The organism is Pseudomonas koreensis (genome assembly GCF_012986595.1).
Taxonomy (GTDB): Bacteria; Pseudomonadota; Gammaproteobacteria; order Pseudomonadales; family Pseudomonadaceae; genus Aquipseudomonas; species Aquipseudomonas koreensis.
In genome coordinates, this window is record NZ_JAAQYM010000009.1 from 270,289 (window position 1) to 284,012 (window position 13,724).

Genomic DNA, 13,724 nt, shown 5'->3' on the forward strand with positions numbered 1-13,724 from the left:
GCACAGACTATTAACGCGCAGGCATGAAAAAGGGAGATCCGCAGATCTCCCTTTTTTGGACAGCCGGTGTGATCAGTCGAACACGCCGAAGGTCATGTAGCTGAACCACGAGCGGTCGTCGTTGTTGCCGGTGGCTTCGTGTTCTTCTTCGATCACGTCGCCATTGTCGTCTTTAGGCTTGAGCTCGTTCGGGATCGCGTCTTTCGCGTCCTGGAACTGCTTCTGCACGTCCTGGTTGGCGCGGGTTTCTCCCGGCGGCAGCGGTGGACGCGATTCGATCAGGCCCAGGGTCGCCTTGCTCAGGAACGAGCGGTTGTCGGCTTCGGCAACCGATGGCACGAACTGGCCATCCTTGAGGCTCGGGTGGTTCGGGTAGTTGAGTTTCAGGGTTTCCAGACTGGTGGCGGCCAGGTCGTCCAGGTGCAGACGCTGGTAAGCCTCGGTCATCACCGCCAGGCCGTCGCCGACCGATGGGGTTTCCTGGAAGTTTTCCACCACGTAACGGCCACGGTTGGCGGCAGCCACGTACGCCTGACGAGTCAGGTAGTAGTCGGCCACGTGGATTTCGTAGGCAGCCAGCAGGTTGCGCAGGTAGATCATGCGCTGCTTGGCGTCCGGCGCGTAGCGGCTGGTCGGGTAGCGGCTGGTCAGCTGGGCGAACTCGTTGTACGAGTCGCGGGCAGCGCCCGGATCACGCTTGGTCATGTCCAGCGGCAGGAAGCGCGCCAGCAGACCGACGTCCTGGTCGAACGAGGTCAGGCCCTTGAGGTAGTAGGCGTAGTCCACGTTCGGGTGCTGTGGATGCAAACGGATAAAACGCTCGGCGGCGGACTTGGCAGCTTCCGGCTCGGCGTTTTTATAGTTGGCATAAATCAGTTCAAGCTGTGCCTGATCCGCGTAGCGACCGAACGGATAGCGCGACTCCAGAGCCTTCAGCTTGGCCGTGGCACTGGTATAGCTGTTGTTGTCCAGGTCGGTCTGAGCCTGCTGGTACAGCTCGGCTTCGCTCAGGTTTTCGTCGACGACTTCCTTCGATGAGCAAGCAGCGGTCAATGCGAGGATGGCGATCAGCAGCAGGTGTTTCACTTGCATGGCGGCTTGCGTCCCTATGACGGCCGCTGTCTTGGGCGGGGCCGTCCTGTTATGATGAGCGCCCCGTTGAAAAGCCTCGGGGCAAAAGACGCCGTATTTAACCACAAGCGCGCAGCCGAAACCAAAGGCTGTGCCGACGCCCAGTCAGAGCATGTCCGATAAAATTGAACTTCGCGCAGAGGTGCCGTCCGATTTGGGCGGCCAACGCCTCGATCAAGTCGCCGCCCAACTCTTCGCTGAGCACTCACGCTCGCGCCTTTCCGCCTGGATCAAAGAAGGTCGCCTGACTGTGGACGGAGCGGTCATCCGCCCCCGCGACATCGTGCACGGCGGTGCCATCCTTGAGCTGACTGCCGAGCAGGAAGCCCAGGGCGAATGGATCGCCCAGGACATCGAGCTCGACATCGTCTACGAAGACGACGACATCCTGGTCATCAACAAGCCTGCGGGCCTGGTGGTGCACCCGGCTGCCGGCCATGCCGATGGCACCTTGCTCAACGCCTTGCTGCACCACGTGCCGGACATCATCAATGTCCCGCGCGCCGGTATCGTGCATCGCCTGGACAAGGACACCACCGGTCTGATGGTGGTGGCCAAGACCATTCAGGCGCAGACCAAACTGGTTGCCCAACTGCAAAGCCGCAGCGTAAGCCGGATCTACGAGTGCATCGTGATCGGCGTGGTGACGGCCGGTGGCAAGATCAACGCCCCGATCGGCCGTCACGGCCAGCAGCGCCAGCGCATGGCGGTGATGGAAGGCGGCAAGCCGGCCGTCAGCCACTACCGCGTGCTGGAGCGGTTCCGTTCGCACACTCATGTGCGGGTCAAACTGGAAACCGGTCGTACCCACCAGATCCGTGTGCACATGTCGCACATCAACTTTCCGTTGGTCGGCGACCCGGCGTACGGCGGTCGTTTCCGCATTCCGCCTGCCGCGAACCCGACCATGGTCGAGTCGCTCAAGCACTTCCCGCGTCAGGCCCTGCACGCGCGTTTCCTCGAGCTGGATCATCCGACCACCGGTGAGCGCATGAGCTGGGAATCGCCGCTGCCGGAAGATTTCGTCTGGCTGCTGACCCTGCTCAAGCAGGATCGCGAGGCATTCGTCGGATGAACTGGCTGACGCCGGACTGGCCTGCGCCGGCCAGCGTCAGGGCTTGCGTCACCACCCGCGAGGGGGGTGTCAGCGAGGCGCCGTTCGACAGCCTCAACCTCGGCGATCATGTCGATGATCGCCCAGAGGCCGTTACCGAGAATCGCCGGCGTCTGACCGATCACTTCTCGATCAAGCCTGCCTGGTTGCAGCAAGTGCACGGGATCGTCGTGGCCCACGCTGATCCTGCTGTGGTTGCCACCGCCGACGCCAGTTGGACGGACACTCCGGGTATTGCCTGCGCGGCCATGACCGCTGATTGCCTGCCAGCATTGTTCTGTGATCGTGCCGGCACGCGCGTGGCGGCGGCTCATGCCGGTTGGCGCGGGTTGGCGGCGGGTGTGCTTGAAGCTACCCTCGATCATCTCGATACCGCTCCGGCGGACGTGCTGGTCTGGCTCGGCCCGGCCATCGGCCCGACAGCGTTTGAGGTCGGCCCGGAAGTACGTGAAGTCTTCGTCAATCAACTCCCCGAGGCGGCATCAGCCTTCGTCCCAAGCCACAATGCTGGCAAGTTCATGGCCGACATCTACCTGCTGGCGCGCCTGCGTCTGGCTGAGCGAGGTGTCACTGCGGTTTATGGCGGCGGTTTCTGTACCGTGAACGATCCGCGCTTCTTTTCTTACCGCCGTGCGTCGCGCACCGGTCGCTTTGCCTCCCTCGTTTGGCTCACCCGCTAGACTTGCCTGACCTGAATCAACTCTCTGACGCTTGAATCTCCCAGAATCGACCGCATCTACAGTGGTATCTGGCAGGTTTCTTTATTCAGGATGGTTTCTTAGGTCCGGCCTGCTCAAAAGGAAGGTGACCCATGCGTATAGACCGTTTAACCAGCAAATTACAGTTGGCGTTATCCGACGCCCAATCCCTGGCCGTTGGCCACGATCATCCGGCCATCGAGCCAGCGCATTTGATGCAAGCCATGCTTGAACAGCAGGGTGGTTCGATCAAACCCCTGTTGATGCAAGTAGGCTTTGACGTCAACAGCTTGCGCAAAGAGCTGACCAAAGAGCTCGATCAATTACCGAAAATCCAGAACCCGACCGGCGACGTCAACATGTCGCAGGATCTGGCGCGCCTGCTCAATCAGGCCGATCGCCTGGCCCAGCAGAAGGGTGACCAGTTCATTTCCAGCGAACTGGTGCTGCTCGCCGCGATGGACGAGAACAGCAAGCTCGGCAAACTGCTGCTCGGCCAAGGCGTGAGCAAGAAAGCCCTGGAAAACGCGATCAACAACCTGCGCGGTGGTGAGGCCGTCAATGACGCCAACCACGAAGAGTCGCGTCAGGCGTTGGACAAGTACACCGTTGACCTGACCAAGCGCGCCGAGGAGGGCAAGCTCGATCCGGTGATCGGCCGTGACGACGAAATTCGTCGCACCATCCAGGTTCTGCAACGCCGGACCAAGAACAACCCGGTGCTGATCGGCGAGCCTGGCGTGGGTAAAACCGCGATTGCCGAAGGTCTGGCCCAGCGCATCATCAACGGCGAAGTGCCGGATGGCCTCAAAGGCAAGCGTCTGCTGTCACTGGACATGGGCGCGCTGATTGCCGGTGCCAAGTACCGCGGTGAGTTCGAAGAACGCCTGAAATCCCTGCTCAATGAACTGTCGAAGCAGGAAGGTCAGATCATTCTGTTCATCGACGAACTGCACACCATGGTTGGCGCCGGTAAAGGCGAAGGCTCGATGGATGCCGGCAACATGCTCAAGCCGGCACTGGCGCGCGGTGAGCTGCATTGCGTCGGCGCAACCACGCTCAACGAGTACCGCCAATATATAGAGAAGGACGCGGCCCTCGAACGGCGCTTCCAGAAAGTCCTGGTGGACGAGCCGAGCGAAGAAGACACGATTGCCATCCTGCGTGGCCTTAAAGAGCGTTATGAGGTGCACCACAAGGTGGCGATCACCGACGGCGCGATCATCGCCGCGGCCAAGCTCAGCCATCGCTACATCACTGACCGGCAGTTGCCGGACAAGGCCATCGACCTGATCGACGAGGCCGCCAGCCGTATCCGCATGGAAATCGACTCCAAGCCGGAAGTACTGGATCGTCTGGAGCGCCGCCTGATTCAGTTGAAGGTGGAATCCCAGGCGCTGAAGAAAGAAAGCGATGAAGCGGCCATGAAGCGCCTGGAAAAACTCCAGGAAGAAATCGTCCGCCTTGAGCGTGAGTACTCGGATCTGGAAGAAATCTGGAACTCGGAAAAAGCCGAGGTGCAGGGTTCGGCGCAGATTCAGCAGAAGATCGAGCAGTCGCGTCAGGAACTGGAAGCCGCGCGCCGTAAAGGCGACCTCAACCGCATGGCCGAATTGCAGTACGGGGTGATCCCGGATCTGGAGCGCAGCCTGCAAATGGTCGACCAGCACGGCAAGAGCGAAAACCAGTTGCTGCGCAGCAAGGTGACTGAAGAGGAAATCGCCGAAGTCGTTTCGAAGTGGACCGGTATTCCGGTATCGAAAATGCTCGAAGGCGAGCGCGACAAGCTGATGAAGATGGAAAGCCTGTTGCACCAGCGTGTGATCGGTCAGGACGAGGCGGTGGTGGCGGTGTCCAACGCGGTACGGCGTTCCCGTGCCGGGCTGGCGGACCCGAATCGTCCGAGCGGCTCGTTCATGTTCCTCGGCCCGACCGGTGTCGGTAAAACCGAGCTGTGCAAGGCGTTGGCCGAATTCCTCTTTGATACGGAAGAGGCGATGGTGCGGATCGACATGTCCGAGTTCATGGAGAAACATTCCGTGGCACGGCTGATCGGTGCACCACCGGGCTACGTGGGCTACGAGGAGGGCGGTTATCTGACCGAAGCGGTACGTCGCAAGCCTTACTCGGTGATCCTGCTGGATGAGGTCGAGAAGGCGCACCCGGATGTGTTCAACATCCTGCTGCAAGTGCTGGAGGATGGACGACTGACCGACAGCCACGGGCGCACGGTGGATTTCCGCAATACCGTGATTGTCATGACCTCGAACCTCGGTTCGTCGCAGATCCAGGAACTGGTGGGAGATCGTGAGGCGCAGCGGGCAGCGGTGATGGACGCGCTGACCAGTCACTTCCGTCCCGAGTTCATCAACCGGGTCGACGAAGTGGTGATCTTCGAGCCATTGGCGCGGGATCAGATCGCGGGCATTACCGAGATCCAGCTGGGCCGTCTGCGCAGCCGTCTGGCCGAGCGCGAGCTGAAGCTGGAACTGAGTCCGGAAGCGATGGACAAGTTGATTGCCGTTGGTTACGACCCGGTTTATGGCGCACGTCCTCTCAAACGTGCGATCCAGCGCTGGATCGAAAACCCGTTGGCGCAGTTGATCCTGTCGGGGCATTTCCTGCCGGGCGACACGGCGACCGGCAAGGTCGTGAACGACGAAATCGTTTTCGACTGAGCGGCAAAGCCAATGAAATAAGGAAGGCCTCGCTTTGCGAGGCCTTTTTTTCGTTAGGCTGTTGAACTCTAAGGAAAAGGCTTGTAAAGTGCGCCCCGCAGTCAGTCACCCGCAGCATCTCAGCTCACTGAGCTGAAATCTGAAATAAGTTGCAAATCATTAACTTGAAAGCGATTTAGGGGGTTGACAGAGGTGTTCTAGGTTGTAGAATAGCGCGCCTCAGACACACGAACGCAGCGATGCGAACGATGTCTGGAAGCTGTAAGATTCACCGTTGTAAATTGAAATATGTAGTTCCGTGATAGCTCAGTCGGTAGAGCAAATGACTGTTAATCATTGGGTCCCAGGTTCGAGTCCTGGTCACGGAGCCAATTTCAAACCGGGGTATAGCGCAGTCCGGTAGCGCGCCTGCTTTGGGAGCAGGATGTCAGGAGTTCGAATCCCCTTACCCCGACCATTTTTGGGTCGTTAGCTCAGTTGGTAGAGCAGTTGGCTTTTAACCAATTGGTCGTAGGTTCGAATCCCACACGACCCACCATTTTTGAAACCAGGTTACACTGGGATCGAATCTTAAGATCAGAGGCCAAAAGCGCTGATCGAAGAAGGCGATCTTTGAAAGATCGCCTTTTTTTTACCGGGGTATAGCGCAGTCCGGTAGCGCGCCTGCTTTGGGAGCAGGATGTCAGGAGTTCGAATCCCCTTACCCCGACCATATTAAAAATCCTCGTATCGAAAGATACGGGGATTTTTTTTGCCTGCAAAAAACTCTCGATCGCACCGCAAAAACAAATATGGGAGCGAGCCTGCTCGCGAAGGGGGTGTGTCATTCAACAATGGCGTCGACTGACACACCGCTTGCGCGAGCAGGCTCGCTCCCACATTTTTTAGATCAGTGCAGCTTCAGGCGTGGCTCAGTCCCGCGACCGATCTTGCTGCCCAGCATCAGCATTGCCGTGCGGAACGGCCCGTACAGCGCCATCTGGTGCATGCGGTACAGCGAGACGTAGAACATCCGCGCCAGCCAGCCTTCGAGCATCACGCTGCCGGTCAGGTTGCCCATCAAGTTACCCACAGCCGAGAAACGTGACAGCGAAATCAGCGAGCCGTAGTCGGTGTACTTGTACTCCGGCAGGGATTTGCCTTCGATGCGCAATTTCAGCGATTTGGCCAGCAGCGACGCCTGTTGGTGCGCGGCTTGTGCACGTGGCGGCACGTTGCGATCCGAACCCGGTTGCGGGCAGGCGGCGCAATCACCGAAGGCGAAGATGTTTTCGTCACGGGTGGTCTGCAGCGTCGGCAATACTTGCAGTTGATTGATGCGGTTGGTTTCCAGGCCGTCGATGTCCTTGAGGAAACCCGGTGCGCGAATACCGGCAGCCCAGACTTTCAGGCTGGCCTTGATCTCATTGCCATCGGCCGTGATCAGACTGTCGGCGGTCACTTCGCTGACCGACGCGTTGGTCATCACGTTGACCCCGAGCTTTTCCAGAGTCTTGTGCACCGGCCCGCTGATGCGCTCCGGCAGGGCGGGCAGCACCCGTGGCCCGGCTTCGATCAGAGTGATGTGCATGTTTTCCGGTTTGATCCGGTCCAGACCGTATGCCGCCAGCTCATGCGCGGCGTTGTGCAGTTCTGCCGCCAGTTCGACACCGGTGGCGCCGGCACCGACGATGGCCACGCTGATCTGTTCGATCACGTCGGTCTGCCCGGCATGGGCGCGCAGGTAGTGGTTGAGCAGTTGCTGGTGGAAGCGCTCGGCCTGTTTGCGGGTGTCGAGGAACAGGCAGTGCTGCGCTGCGCCCTGGGTACCGAAGTCGTTGGTGGTGCTGCCGACGCTGATCACCAGCGTGTCGTACGGCACTTCACGAGCCGGCACCAGCTCTACGCCGTTCTCATCGTAGGTCGCCGCCAACTGGATTTTTTTCTCTGCGCGATCAAGCCCGCTCATGCGCCCCAGCTGGAACTCGAAGTGGTTCCATTTGGCTTGGGCAACATAGTTGAGTTCGTCTTCGGAAGAGTTCAGGGATCCGGCGGCCACTTCGTGCAGCAGTGGTTTCCAGATGTGCGTCAGGTTCGCGTCGACCAGCATCACACTGGCCGTGCCGCGCTTGCCCAGAGTCTTACCCAGACGGGTAGCCAGCTCCAGACCGCCGGCGCCGCCGCCGACAATAACAATACGATGGGACATGGGGATAACTCGCAAGGTTTTTAAAGGAAATCGGTGCGGTTACCCGAGCGAGCGCGAGGCAGCTCATAGCGTCAGGTAACTGATAAGTCGGCTCAGCAGGCCCAGACCAATGGTCACTGCAACCACCAGCACGAGGAGCATCCACGGCCGGAAAGGCCGGCGCTCGACTCGGTGTTGGGACAACTGCAGGTACTCTTCGACATGCTTCTGGTCTTCGGGGTTCAGGCGGCTGGTCATAAAGGCCTCGTCAGGTAGACGTTGCTGAAGGTGGGGAAGCTACAGCGGTTTTTATCCCGGGTTGAACGCAGCATAGCCACTGGCCGGAACCGGTTCGACCGAAACACCGTCGTCGAGGCGAATGATCCCGCTTTGTAACACTCGTGCGGTAATTCCGCCATGCCCGCGCACCGCTTGAAAGGTGCCGGGGCCGAGGTTGTTTTGCAGGCGCGCGCAGGGCTGACACCAGCCGGTGGTTTCGAATATGGCCTGACCAATGCGAAAGCGCCGCCCCTTGAGACTGAACAAATTGATGCCGCTGATGACCAGATTGCGCCGCAGATCTTCAGGCCTCACCGGTTGATCTTCAGGCCGGCCCATCAACGCGCTGATGACGGCCAGGTGTTCGAACTGAATCAGCGTGACTTGCCGCGCGTTACGCACCCCGGGACGGGCGTGGTCGCCGGTTAATCCAGCCTCCAGACGAGCCTCGACTGCATCGAGTTCGAGCATCGGGCCACGGGATTGCGGGCGCACGCCGATCCAGCGCACGCGGCCGGTCTGCGGGACGTCGGCAATCAACTGCTGCAGTGGTGTCACAGGCTGATCCCGACATCGAAGACGATGCTGCGTCCCAGGTTGCTGCGCAGAAAGTCCGGCGCGTCGGGATGGGCGAACAGCACCCGGGCGAAGGTCGGGCCGACCAGCGACAGCGAGCGCCAGCCCTGGCGCAGGTATTCGGTGGGCGGCGGAAAGTGGCTGTTGAGGTCCAGCACTTCGCGCTTGAGGCTGGCGAAGGCAATGATGTCCAGCTCACCCAGATCCATGCCGCGTTCCTTGTAGTTGTGCGCTTTTTTGCGCAGGGTCGGCGCCAGGCGCAACAGAAATTCGTTGGCCGGGATCCGCCGCGGCTTGGCTTCACGGCGCACCAGTTGGCTGAGCGAGAACGCGCTGCGCCGCCGCTGCAGTTCGTCGCGCCATTCGTCGTTGAGCCGACGCCCTTCATCGAGGACGAAGAATACTTCGAAATTGGCGTCGCGAAACAGCACGTCCGGCGGCTCGCCGGCAGGGGCGAACTCGTCGGCGCGGTAAGGGATGTTCAAGCCTTGCAGCAGGCGCTGGCAGACCCAACGCTCACGCTCCCATTTGCGGGCATTGGACAGGAACGCGTTGGCTTGCTCGGCCGCAATGGTCAGCAGGCGTAAGTAATCTGAGTCATCCATAAGCCCAAGCTTAGCGTTCAAATGCGACAAGCTGAAAGCACCGCGCGGCAAAGTGTGTCAGTGGGCAGCCGGAAAGGGCGGTGTAGACTGATGAAAACCGTCCGTTAATGCCATATCGAGGGGATGAACGTGAAATATCGCTGGCTGCTGCTGTTGGCTGTTGTTCCGCTGTGGGCCCAGGCCCTTGAAGTTGGCGAACGCCTGGCGCCCTGGACGTTGCTTGATCAGTACGATCAGGCGTTCACCCTCGACAACCGCACCACGACGCTGCTGGTGGCGCGCGACATGGACGGCGCCAAGCTGATCAAACAGGCGTTGAAGGACCAGCCCAAAGGCTATCTGGAAGCGCGTCACGCGGTATTCGTCGCCGATATCCAGCGCATGCCGGCACTGATTGCCAAAATGTTCGCCGTTCCGGCCATGCGCGACTACAGCTATCGAGTCCTGCTCGACCGCGAGGGCCGGGTGGCCTCGCGCTATCCGGGCGCCGAAGGCTCGGTGCTGTGGCTGCAACTCAAGGACGGCCGACTGCTCGAACAACGTGAGTATGCCGACGCGGCCCAGTTGCACGAGGCACTGGAGAAGGCCCGCCCATGATCGGCGCCGAGCTGCTGTCACCTGAAAGCCTGACGGTGGGCTGGCTGATTTATGCGCCGGTGCTGGTCTGGGCGATCTGTCGTGCGCCGTGGGTCGAGTTGTTCAGTGACAGTCGCCGGCAGCATTTGCTGTTCGGCACCGTGTTCGCCTTGTTTCTGTTGTGGATGGTGCGCAGGGATTTCGACACCGGCGTCTCTTACCACTTCATCGGTATGACCGCCGTGACACTCTTGCTCGACTGGCCGCTGGCGATTGTCGGCGGGCTGGTGGCGCAGCTCGGGTTGGTGTTGCTCGGGCGTCAGGATCTGGTGGCGGTCGGGGTCAACGGCACGCTGCTGATCCTGTTGCCGGTGTTGATCACCGAGTGTGTGGCGATCGTCGTCGAGCGCGCCCAGCCACGTAATCCGTTTGTGTATATCTTCTGTTCCGGATTCTTTGCGGCGGCGTTGTCGGCCTTGTTGTGCCTGGTGCTGAGCCTGAGCCTGCTCTGGTACGACGGACTGTTTGCCATGCCGGAATGGCTGGAAGATTTTATCGGCTACCTGTGGCTGCTGATTTTTCCCGAAGCGTTCATCAACGGCATGGTGATCAGCGCGCTGGTGGTGTTCAGTCCCGAGTGGCTGGAGACCTTCAACCGTACCCGCTACCTTTCGGCGCCGTGGAAGGACGACGATCCCAAGTCTTGATCCACATCAAATCCGCCACCCGCGCGGCATTTCATGCTCGGCCAAATTCCTTCAGGAGCAGCGGCATGAGTGTGTACGAGTGGGCGAGGCAGGAAACGCGGCAGAGTCTGGAGATGGCGCAGGAGGTGGGTTTCGATCCGGGCCTGAGCTTGCGCGCCTTGCTCAGCGCGGTGGTGCAACAGAGCAAGACGGTGCGCAACGCCGAAGACCTGGCCGACGAGTTGCGCTTTCTGGCGGAAAACCTCGACGACGATCAGGACTACGGCTTCATGCGGCCCTGATGGCGATCAGTGGCGCGGGTCGAAATCGCCGGAGAACATTTCGTCTTCGGCGTCCGGGGCCACCGGGATCTTGTGTTCTTCCGACGCCCACGCACCCAGGTCGATCAGCTTGCAGCGATCAGAGCAGAACGGACGGAATTTGTTCTCAGGTGTGAATTCCACGGGGGCGCCGCAGGTTGGGCATTCGACGGTTGTAGGGCTCATGACTGGCCTCCGGATAAAGTCAGGTAAAAGTGATGCAGGCGCTCGACTTCGCTGTGCAGCCAGGCGAGGTCGCGGTCGTTGACCACCACATCGTCGGCACGGCTCACGCGGTCTTCGCGGCTCGACTGGGCCTTGAGGATCGCCTGGACCTGCTGTTCGCTGGTCTGGTCACGCTGCAAGGTGCGTTCGATCTGCAGTTGTTGCGGGGCATCGATCACCAGGATGCGCTGGGTCATCGTGTATTGCCCGGATTCGATCAACAGCGGTGACACCAGAATCGCGTAAGGCGATTTTGCCAGTGCCAGATGCTGGGCGATCTCCTCGGCGATCAACGGATGCAGCAGGGCTTCGAGCCAGCGGCGTTGCTCCGGCAGTTCAAAAATCAGCTGGCGCAGGGCCGCACGGTTCAGCGTGCCGTCGGCCTGCAACACCTGCGGGCCGAAGTGTTCGGCAATCTTCGCCAGCGCCGGACGCCCCGGCTCGACCACCCAGCGTGCCGCATGGTCGGCGTCGACCACGTGGACCCCAAGGTCGATAAAGTGCTGGGCCGCAGCGCTTTTGCCGCTGCCGATGCCGCCGGTCAGGCCGAGAATCCAGGGTTTTTCCACAGGGGTATTCATTTCAAACCGACAAACTGCCAATAGAAGTCGGTTATTTGACCACCCCAGAGCAAGGCAATCCAGCCGGCAATGGCCAGATACGGGCCAAAGGGGATCGGCGTCGAGGTTTTCTGTTCGCGCAGACGCAGCAGAATCACCCCGACAATCGCGCCCACCAGCGATGACAGCAGGATCGTCAGCGGCAGAATCTGCCAGCCGCCCCAGGCGCCGAGCAACGCCAGCAGCTTGAAATCGCCATGGCCGATGCCGTCCTTGCCGGTCAGCAGCTTGAATAGCCAGAACACTGACCACAACGCCATGTAACCGGCCACCGCACCCCACAGCGCCGCGTGCAGCGAGACAAATACCCCGAAACTGTTGACGATCAAGCCCAGCCACAGCAACGGCAGCACCAACACATCGGGCAGCAGTTGATGTTCGGTGTCGATCAGGCTCATCGCCAGCAGCCCCCAGGTGAGGACGATCAACAGGCACGCCGCCCAGCCAAAACCTACCTGCCAGGCGATGAACGCCGAGAGCAGGCCGCAGGCCAGTTCCGTCAGGGGATAACGCTTGCTGATCGGTGTGGCGCAATCGGAGCAGCGCCCGCGCAGGGCCAGATAGCTGAGCAGGGGAATGTTCTCCCACGCACGAATCCGATGGCCGCAGTGCGGGCAAGCGGAGTGCGGCAGCATCAGGTTGTAGGTGGGCAGGGGCGTGTCGGTCGGCAGGCCGAGGACGTCCTGGGCCTGCTGGCGCCAATCGCGCTCGAGCATTTTCGGCAGACGCCAGATCAGCACGTTGAGAAAACTGCCGATCACCAGACCCAGCAGCAGTGCGGTGCACACAAAGGCCAGCGGATACAGACTGAAAAGTTCGTCGATAGGCATGTCAGATCGCTGAGCCGAGTTGGAAGATCGGCAAGTACATGGCCACGACCAGACCGCCGACGATGACCCCGAGCACTACCATGATGAACGGCTCCATCAGGCTGGTGAGGTTGTCGACCATGTTATCCACTTCGTCCTCATAAAAACCGGCGACTTTGTCGAGCATGTCATCCAGCGCGCCGGACTCCTCGCCGATGGCAGTCATCTGCACCGCCATGTTGGGGAATACGCCGGTGCTGCGCATGGAAAAATTCAGCTGCATGCCGGTGGCGACGTCCTGGCGGATGCGCAGCACCGCGCGCTTGAACACCACATTGCCGGTGGCGCCGGCCACTGAATCGAGCGCTTCTACCAAAGGCACGCCAGCGGCGAACGTGGTCGACAGGGTGCGGGCGAATCGCGCCACCGCCGACTTGTACATCAGCGTGCCCACCAGCGGCAGTTTCAGCAGCCAGGTGTCTTTGCGGTCACGCAGTGCCTGGGATGTTTTCAACGCGCGACGCGTACCGAAGAACACCGCAACCAGTACGCCAAGCACCGCCCACCACCATTGCTGCATGAACTCGGAAATGCCGATCACCATCAGCGTGAAGGCCGGCAGTTCCGCACCGAAGCCGGAGAACACCGCCTGAAACTGCGGCACCACCTTCACCAGCAAAATCCCGGTGACGACCATCGCCACCAGCACCACCGCTGTCGGGTAGGTCATGGCTTTCTTGATCTTGGCCTTGAGTGCTTCGCTTTTTTCCTTGTAGGTCGCGACCCGCTCAAGCAGCGTGTCGAGGGCGCCGGATTGCTCGCCGGCATCCACCAGGTTGCAATACAACTCATCGAAATACTGCGGCTTCTTGCGCAGGGCAGTGGCGAAGCTGTTGCCGGCGGCCACTTCCTGCTTCATCTCGTCCACCAGTTTGCGCATCGCCGGATTGTCGAAGCCTTCGCCAATGATGTCGAACGACTGCAGCAAAGGTACGCCAGCCTTCATCATGGTCGCCATCTGCCGGGTGAACAGCGCGATGTCCTGGGCCTTGATGCGTTTGCCGAAACTCAGCAGGGACGCGGATTTCTTGCGCACCTTGCCGGGGTTGATCCCTTGCTTGCGCAGTTGGGCCTTGATCAGCGCGGGGTTCTGCCCACTCAATTCGCCGGTAACCTTGCTGCCTTTGCGGTCCGTGCCTTCCCAGGCGTAGACACTGATTTTTGCTGCCTTGACCGCCAT

At 60.5% G+C, this 13,724-nt stretch carries 15 protein-coding genes and 4 tRNA genes; 10 read left to right on the forward strand and 9 right to left on the reverse strand.

The window, feature by feature from the left end:
* Positions 1–72: 72 nt before the first annotated feature.
* The gene (locus tag HBN98_RS26745) at positions 73–1,092 is read right to left on the reverse strand and encodes an outer membrane protein assembly factor BamD (RefSeq protein WP_083367885.1); all 1,020 of its coding nucleotides are present in this window, start codon (positions 1,090–1,092) and stop codon (positions 73–75) included.
* 151 nt (positions 1,093–1,243) lie between these two features.
* Here HBN98_RS26745 and rluD point away from each other — a divergent pair, with 151 nt between their 5' ends.
* The 7 genes from rluD to HBN98_RS26780 all read left to right on the forward strand — a co-directional run bounded on the left by rluD (position 1,244) and on the right by HBN98_RS26780 (position 6,333).
* Positions 1,244–2,206 carry a 23S rRNA pseudouridine(1911/1915/1917) synthase RluD gene (gene rluD, locus HBN98_RS26750; protein WP_007963852.1) on the forward strand — a complete coding sequence of 321 codons (963 nt, stop codon included), beginning with the start codon at positions 1,244–1,246 and terminating at the stop codon, positions 2,204–2,206.
* Positions 2,203–2,925 carry a peptidoglycan editing factor PgeF gene (gene pgeF, locus HBN98_RS26755; RefSeq protein ID WP_083367886.1) on the forward strand — a complete coding sequence of 241 codons (723 nt, stop codon included), beginning with the start codon at positions 2,203–2,205 and terminating at the stop codon, positions 2,923–2,925. The genes rluD and pgeF overlap by 4 nt, the downstream gene beginning before the upstream one ends.
* Before the next feature lie 131 nt (positions 2,926–3,056).
* Positions 3,057–5,621, forward strand: coding sequence for an ATP-dependent chaperone ClpB (clpB, locus tag HBN98_RS26760; protein WP_064589239.1), 2,565 nt, complete (start codon positions 3,057–3,059; stop codon positions 5,619–5,621).
* Between the two features lie 295 nt (positions 5,622–5,916).
* Positions 5,917–5,992 (forward strand) — tRNA-Asn (locus HBN98_RS26765).
* Positions 5,993–6,001: 9 nt separating this feature from the next.
* A tRNA-Pro gene (locus tag HBN98_RS26770) sits at positions 6,002–6,078 on the forward strand.
* A 5-nt stretch (positions 6,079–6,083) separates the two neighbouring features.
* Positions 6,084–6,159 (forward strand) — tRNA-Lys (locus HBN98_RS26775).
* A gap of 97 nt (positions 6,160–6,256) precedes the next feature.
* Positions 6,257–6,333, forward strand: a tRNA-Pro gene (locus HBN98_RS26780).
* Between the two features lie 177 nt (positions 6,334–6,510).
* Here HBN98_RS26780 and HBN98_RS26785 read toward each other — a convergent pair.
* From HBN98_RS26785 to HBN98_RS26800, 4 genes are all read right to left on the reverse strand, one after another.
* The gene (locus tag HBN98_RS26785) at positions 6,511–7,809 is read right to left on the reverse strand and encodes an NAD(P)/FAD-dependent oxidoreductase (RefSeq protein WP_083367887.1); all 1,299 of its coding nucleotides are present in this window, start codon (positions 7,807–7,809) and stop codon (positions 6,511–6,513) included.
* Positions 7,810–7,872: 63 nt separating this feature from the next.
* Positions 7,873–8,046, reverse strand: coding sequence for a DUF3094 family protein (locus tag HBN98_RS26790; RefSeq protein ID WP_064589237.1), 174 nt, complete (start codon positions 8,044–8,046; stop codon positions 7,873–7,875).
* Between the two features lie 51 nt (positions 8,047–8,097).
* The gene (locus tag HBN98_RS26795) at positions 8,098–8,625 is read right to left on the reverse strand and encodes an MOSC domain-containing protein (protein WP_064589236.1); all 528 of its coding nucleotides are present in this window, start codon (positions 8,623–8,625) and stop codon (positions 8,098–8,100) included.
* Positions 8,622–9,248 carry a DUF1780 domain-containing protein gene (locus HBN98_RS26800; protein WP_003228301.1) on the reverse strand — a complete coding sequence of 209 codons (627 nt, stop codon included), beginning with the start codon at positions 9,246–9,248 and terminating at the stop codon, positions 8,622–8,624. The genes HBN98_RS26795 and HBN98_RS26800 overlap by 4 nt, the downstream gene beginning before the upstream one ends.
* A 129-nt stretch (positions 9,249–9,377) precedes the next feature.
* Between HBN98_RS26800 and HBN98_RS26805 the strand changes: the two genes are divergently transcribed.
* The 3 genes from HBN98_RS26805 to HBN98_RS26815 all read left to right on the forward strand — a co-directional run bounded on the left by HBN98_RS26805 (position 9,378) and on the right by HBN98_RS26815 (position 10,812).
* The gene (locus HBN98_RS26805; protein WP_083369399.1) at positions 9,378–9,845 is read left to right on the forward strand and encodes an FAD/FMN-containing dehydrogenase; all 468 of its coding nucleotides are present in this window, start codon (positions 9,378–9,380) and stop codon (positions 9,843–9,845) included.
* Positions 9,842–10,531: an energy-coupling factor ABC transporter permease gene (locus HBN98_RS26810; protein ID WP_064589235.1), complete on the forward strand. Its 690-nt coding sequence runs from the start codon at positions 9,842–9,844 to the stop codon at positions 10,529–10,531. Before HBN98_RS26805 ends, HBN98_RS26810 begins: the two co-directional genes overlap by 4 nt.
* A 65-nt stretch (positions 10,532–10,596) precedes the next feature.
* Positions 10,597–10,812 (forward strand): hypothetical protein, encoded by a 216-nt coding sequence (locus HBN98_RS26815; protein ID WP_064382081.1) that lies wholly within the window; start codon positions 10,597–10,599, stop codon positions 10,810–10,812.
* Positions 10,813–10,818: 6 nt separating this feature from the next.
* Here the strand turns inward: HBN98_RS26815 and yacG are convergent, their stop codons facing one another.
* From yacG to HBN98_RS26835, 4 genes are read right to left on the reverse strand one after another with little or no spacing between them, the layout of a single operon-like run.
* Positions 10,819–11,016, reverse strand: coding sequence for a DNA gyrase inhibitor YacG (gene yacG / locus HBN98_RS26820; RefSeq protein WP_003228296.1), 198 nt, complete (start codon positions 11,014–11,016; stop codon positions 10,819–10,821).
* Positions 11,013–11,636: a dephospho-CoA kinase gene (coaE, locus tag HBN98_RS26825; RefSeq protein ID WP_083367888.1), complete on the reverse strand. Its 624-nt coding sequence runs from the start codon at positions 11,634–11,636 to the stop codon at positions 11,013–11,015. The genes yacG and coaE overlap by 4 nt, the downstream gene beginning before the upstream one ends.
* Positions 11,633–12,505, reverse strand: a complete 873-nt coding sequence (locus HBN98_RS26830) for a prepilin peptidase (RefSeq protein WP_083367889.1) — start codon at positions 12,503–12,505, stop codon at positions 11,633–11,635. The genes coaE and HBN98_RS26830 overlap by 4 nt, the downstream gene beginning before the upstream one ends.
* Before the next feature lies 1 nt (position 12,506).
* Positions 12,507–13,724, reverse strand: a complete 1,218-nt coding sequence (locus HBN98_RS26835; RefSeq protein ID WP_083367890.1) for a type II secretion system F family protein — start codon at positions 13,722–13,724, stop codon at positions 12,507–12,509.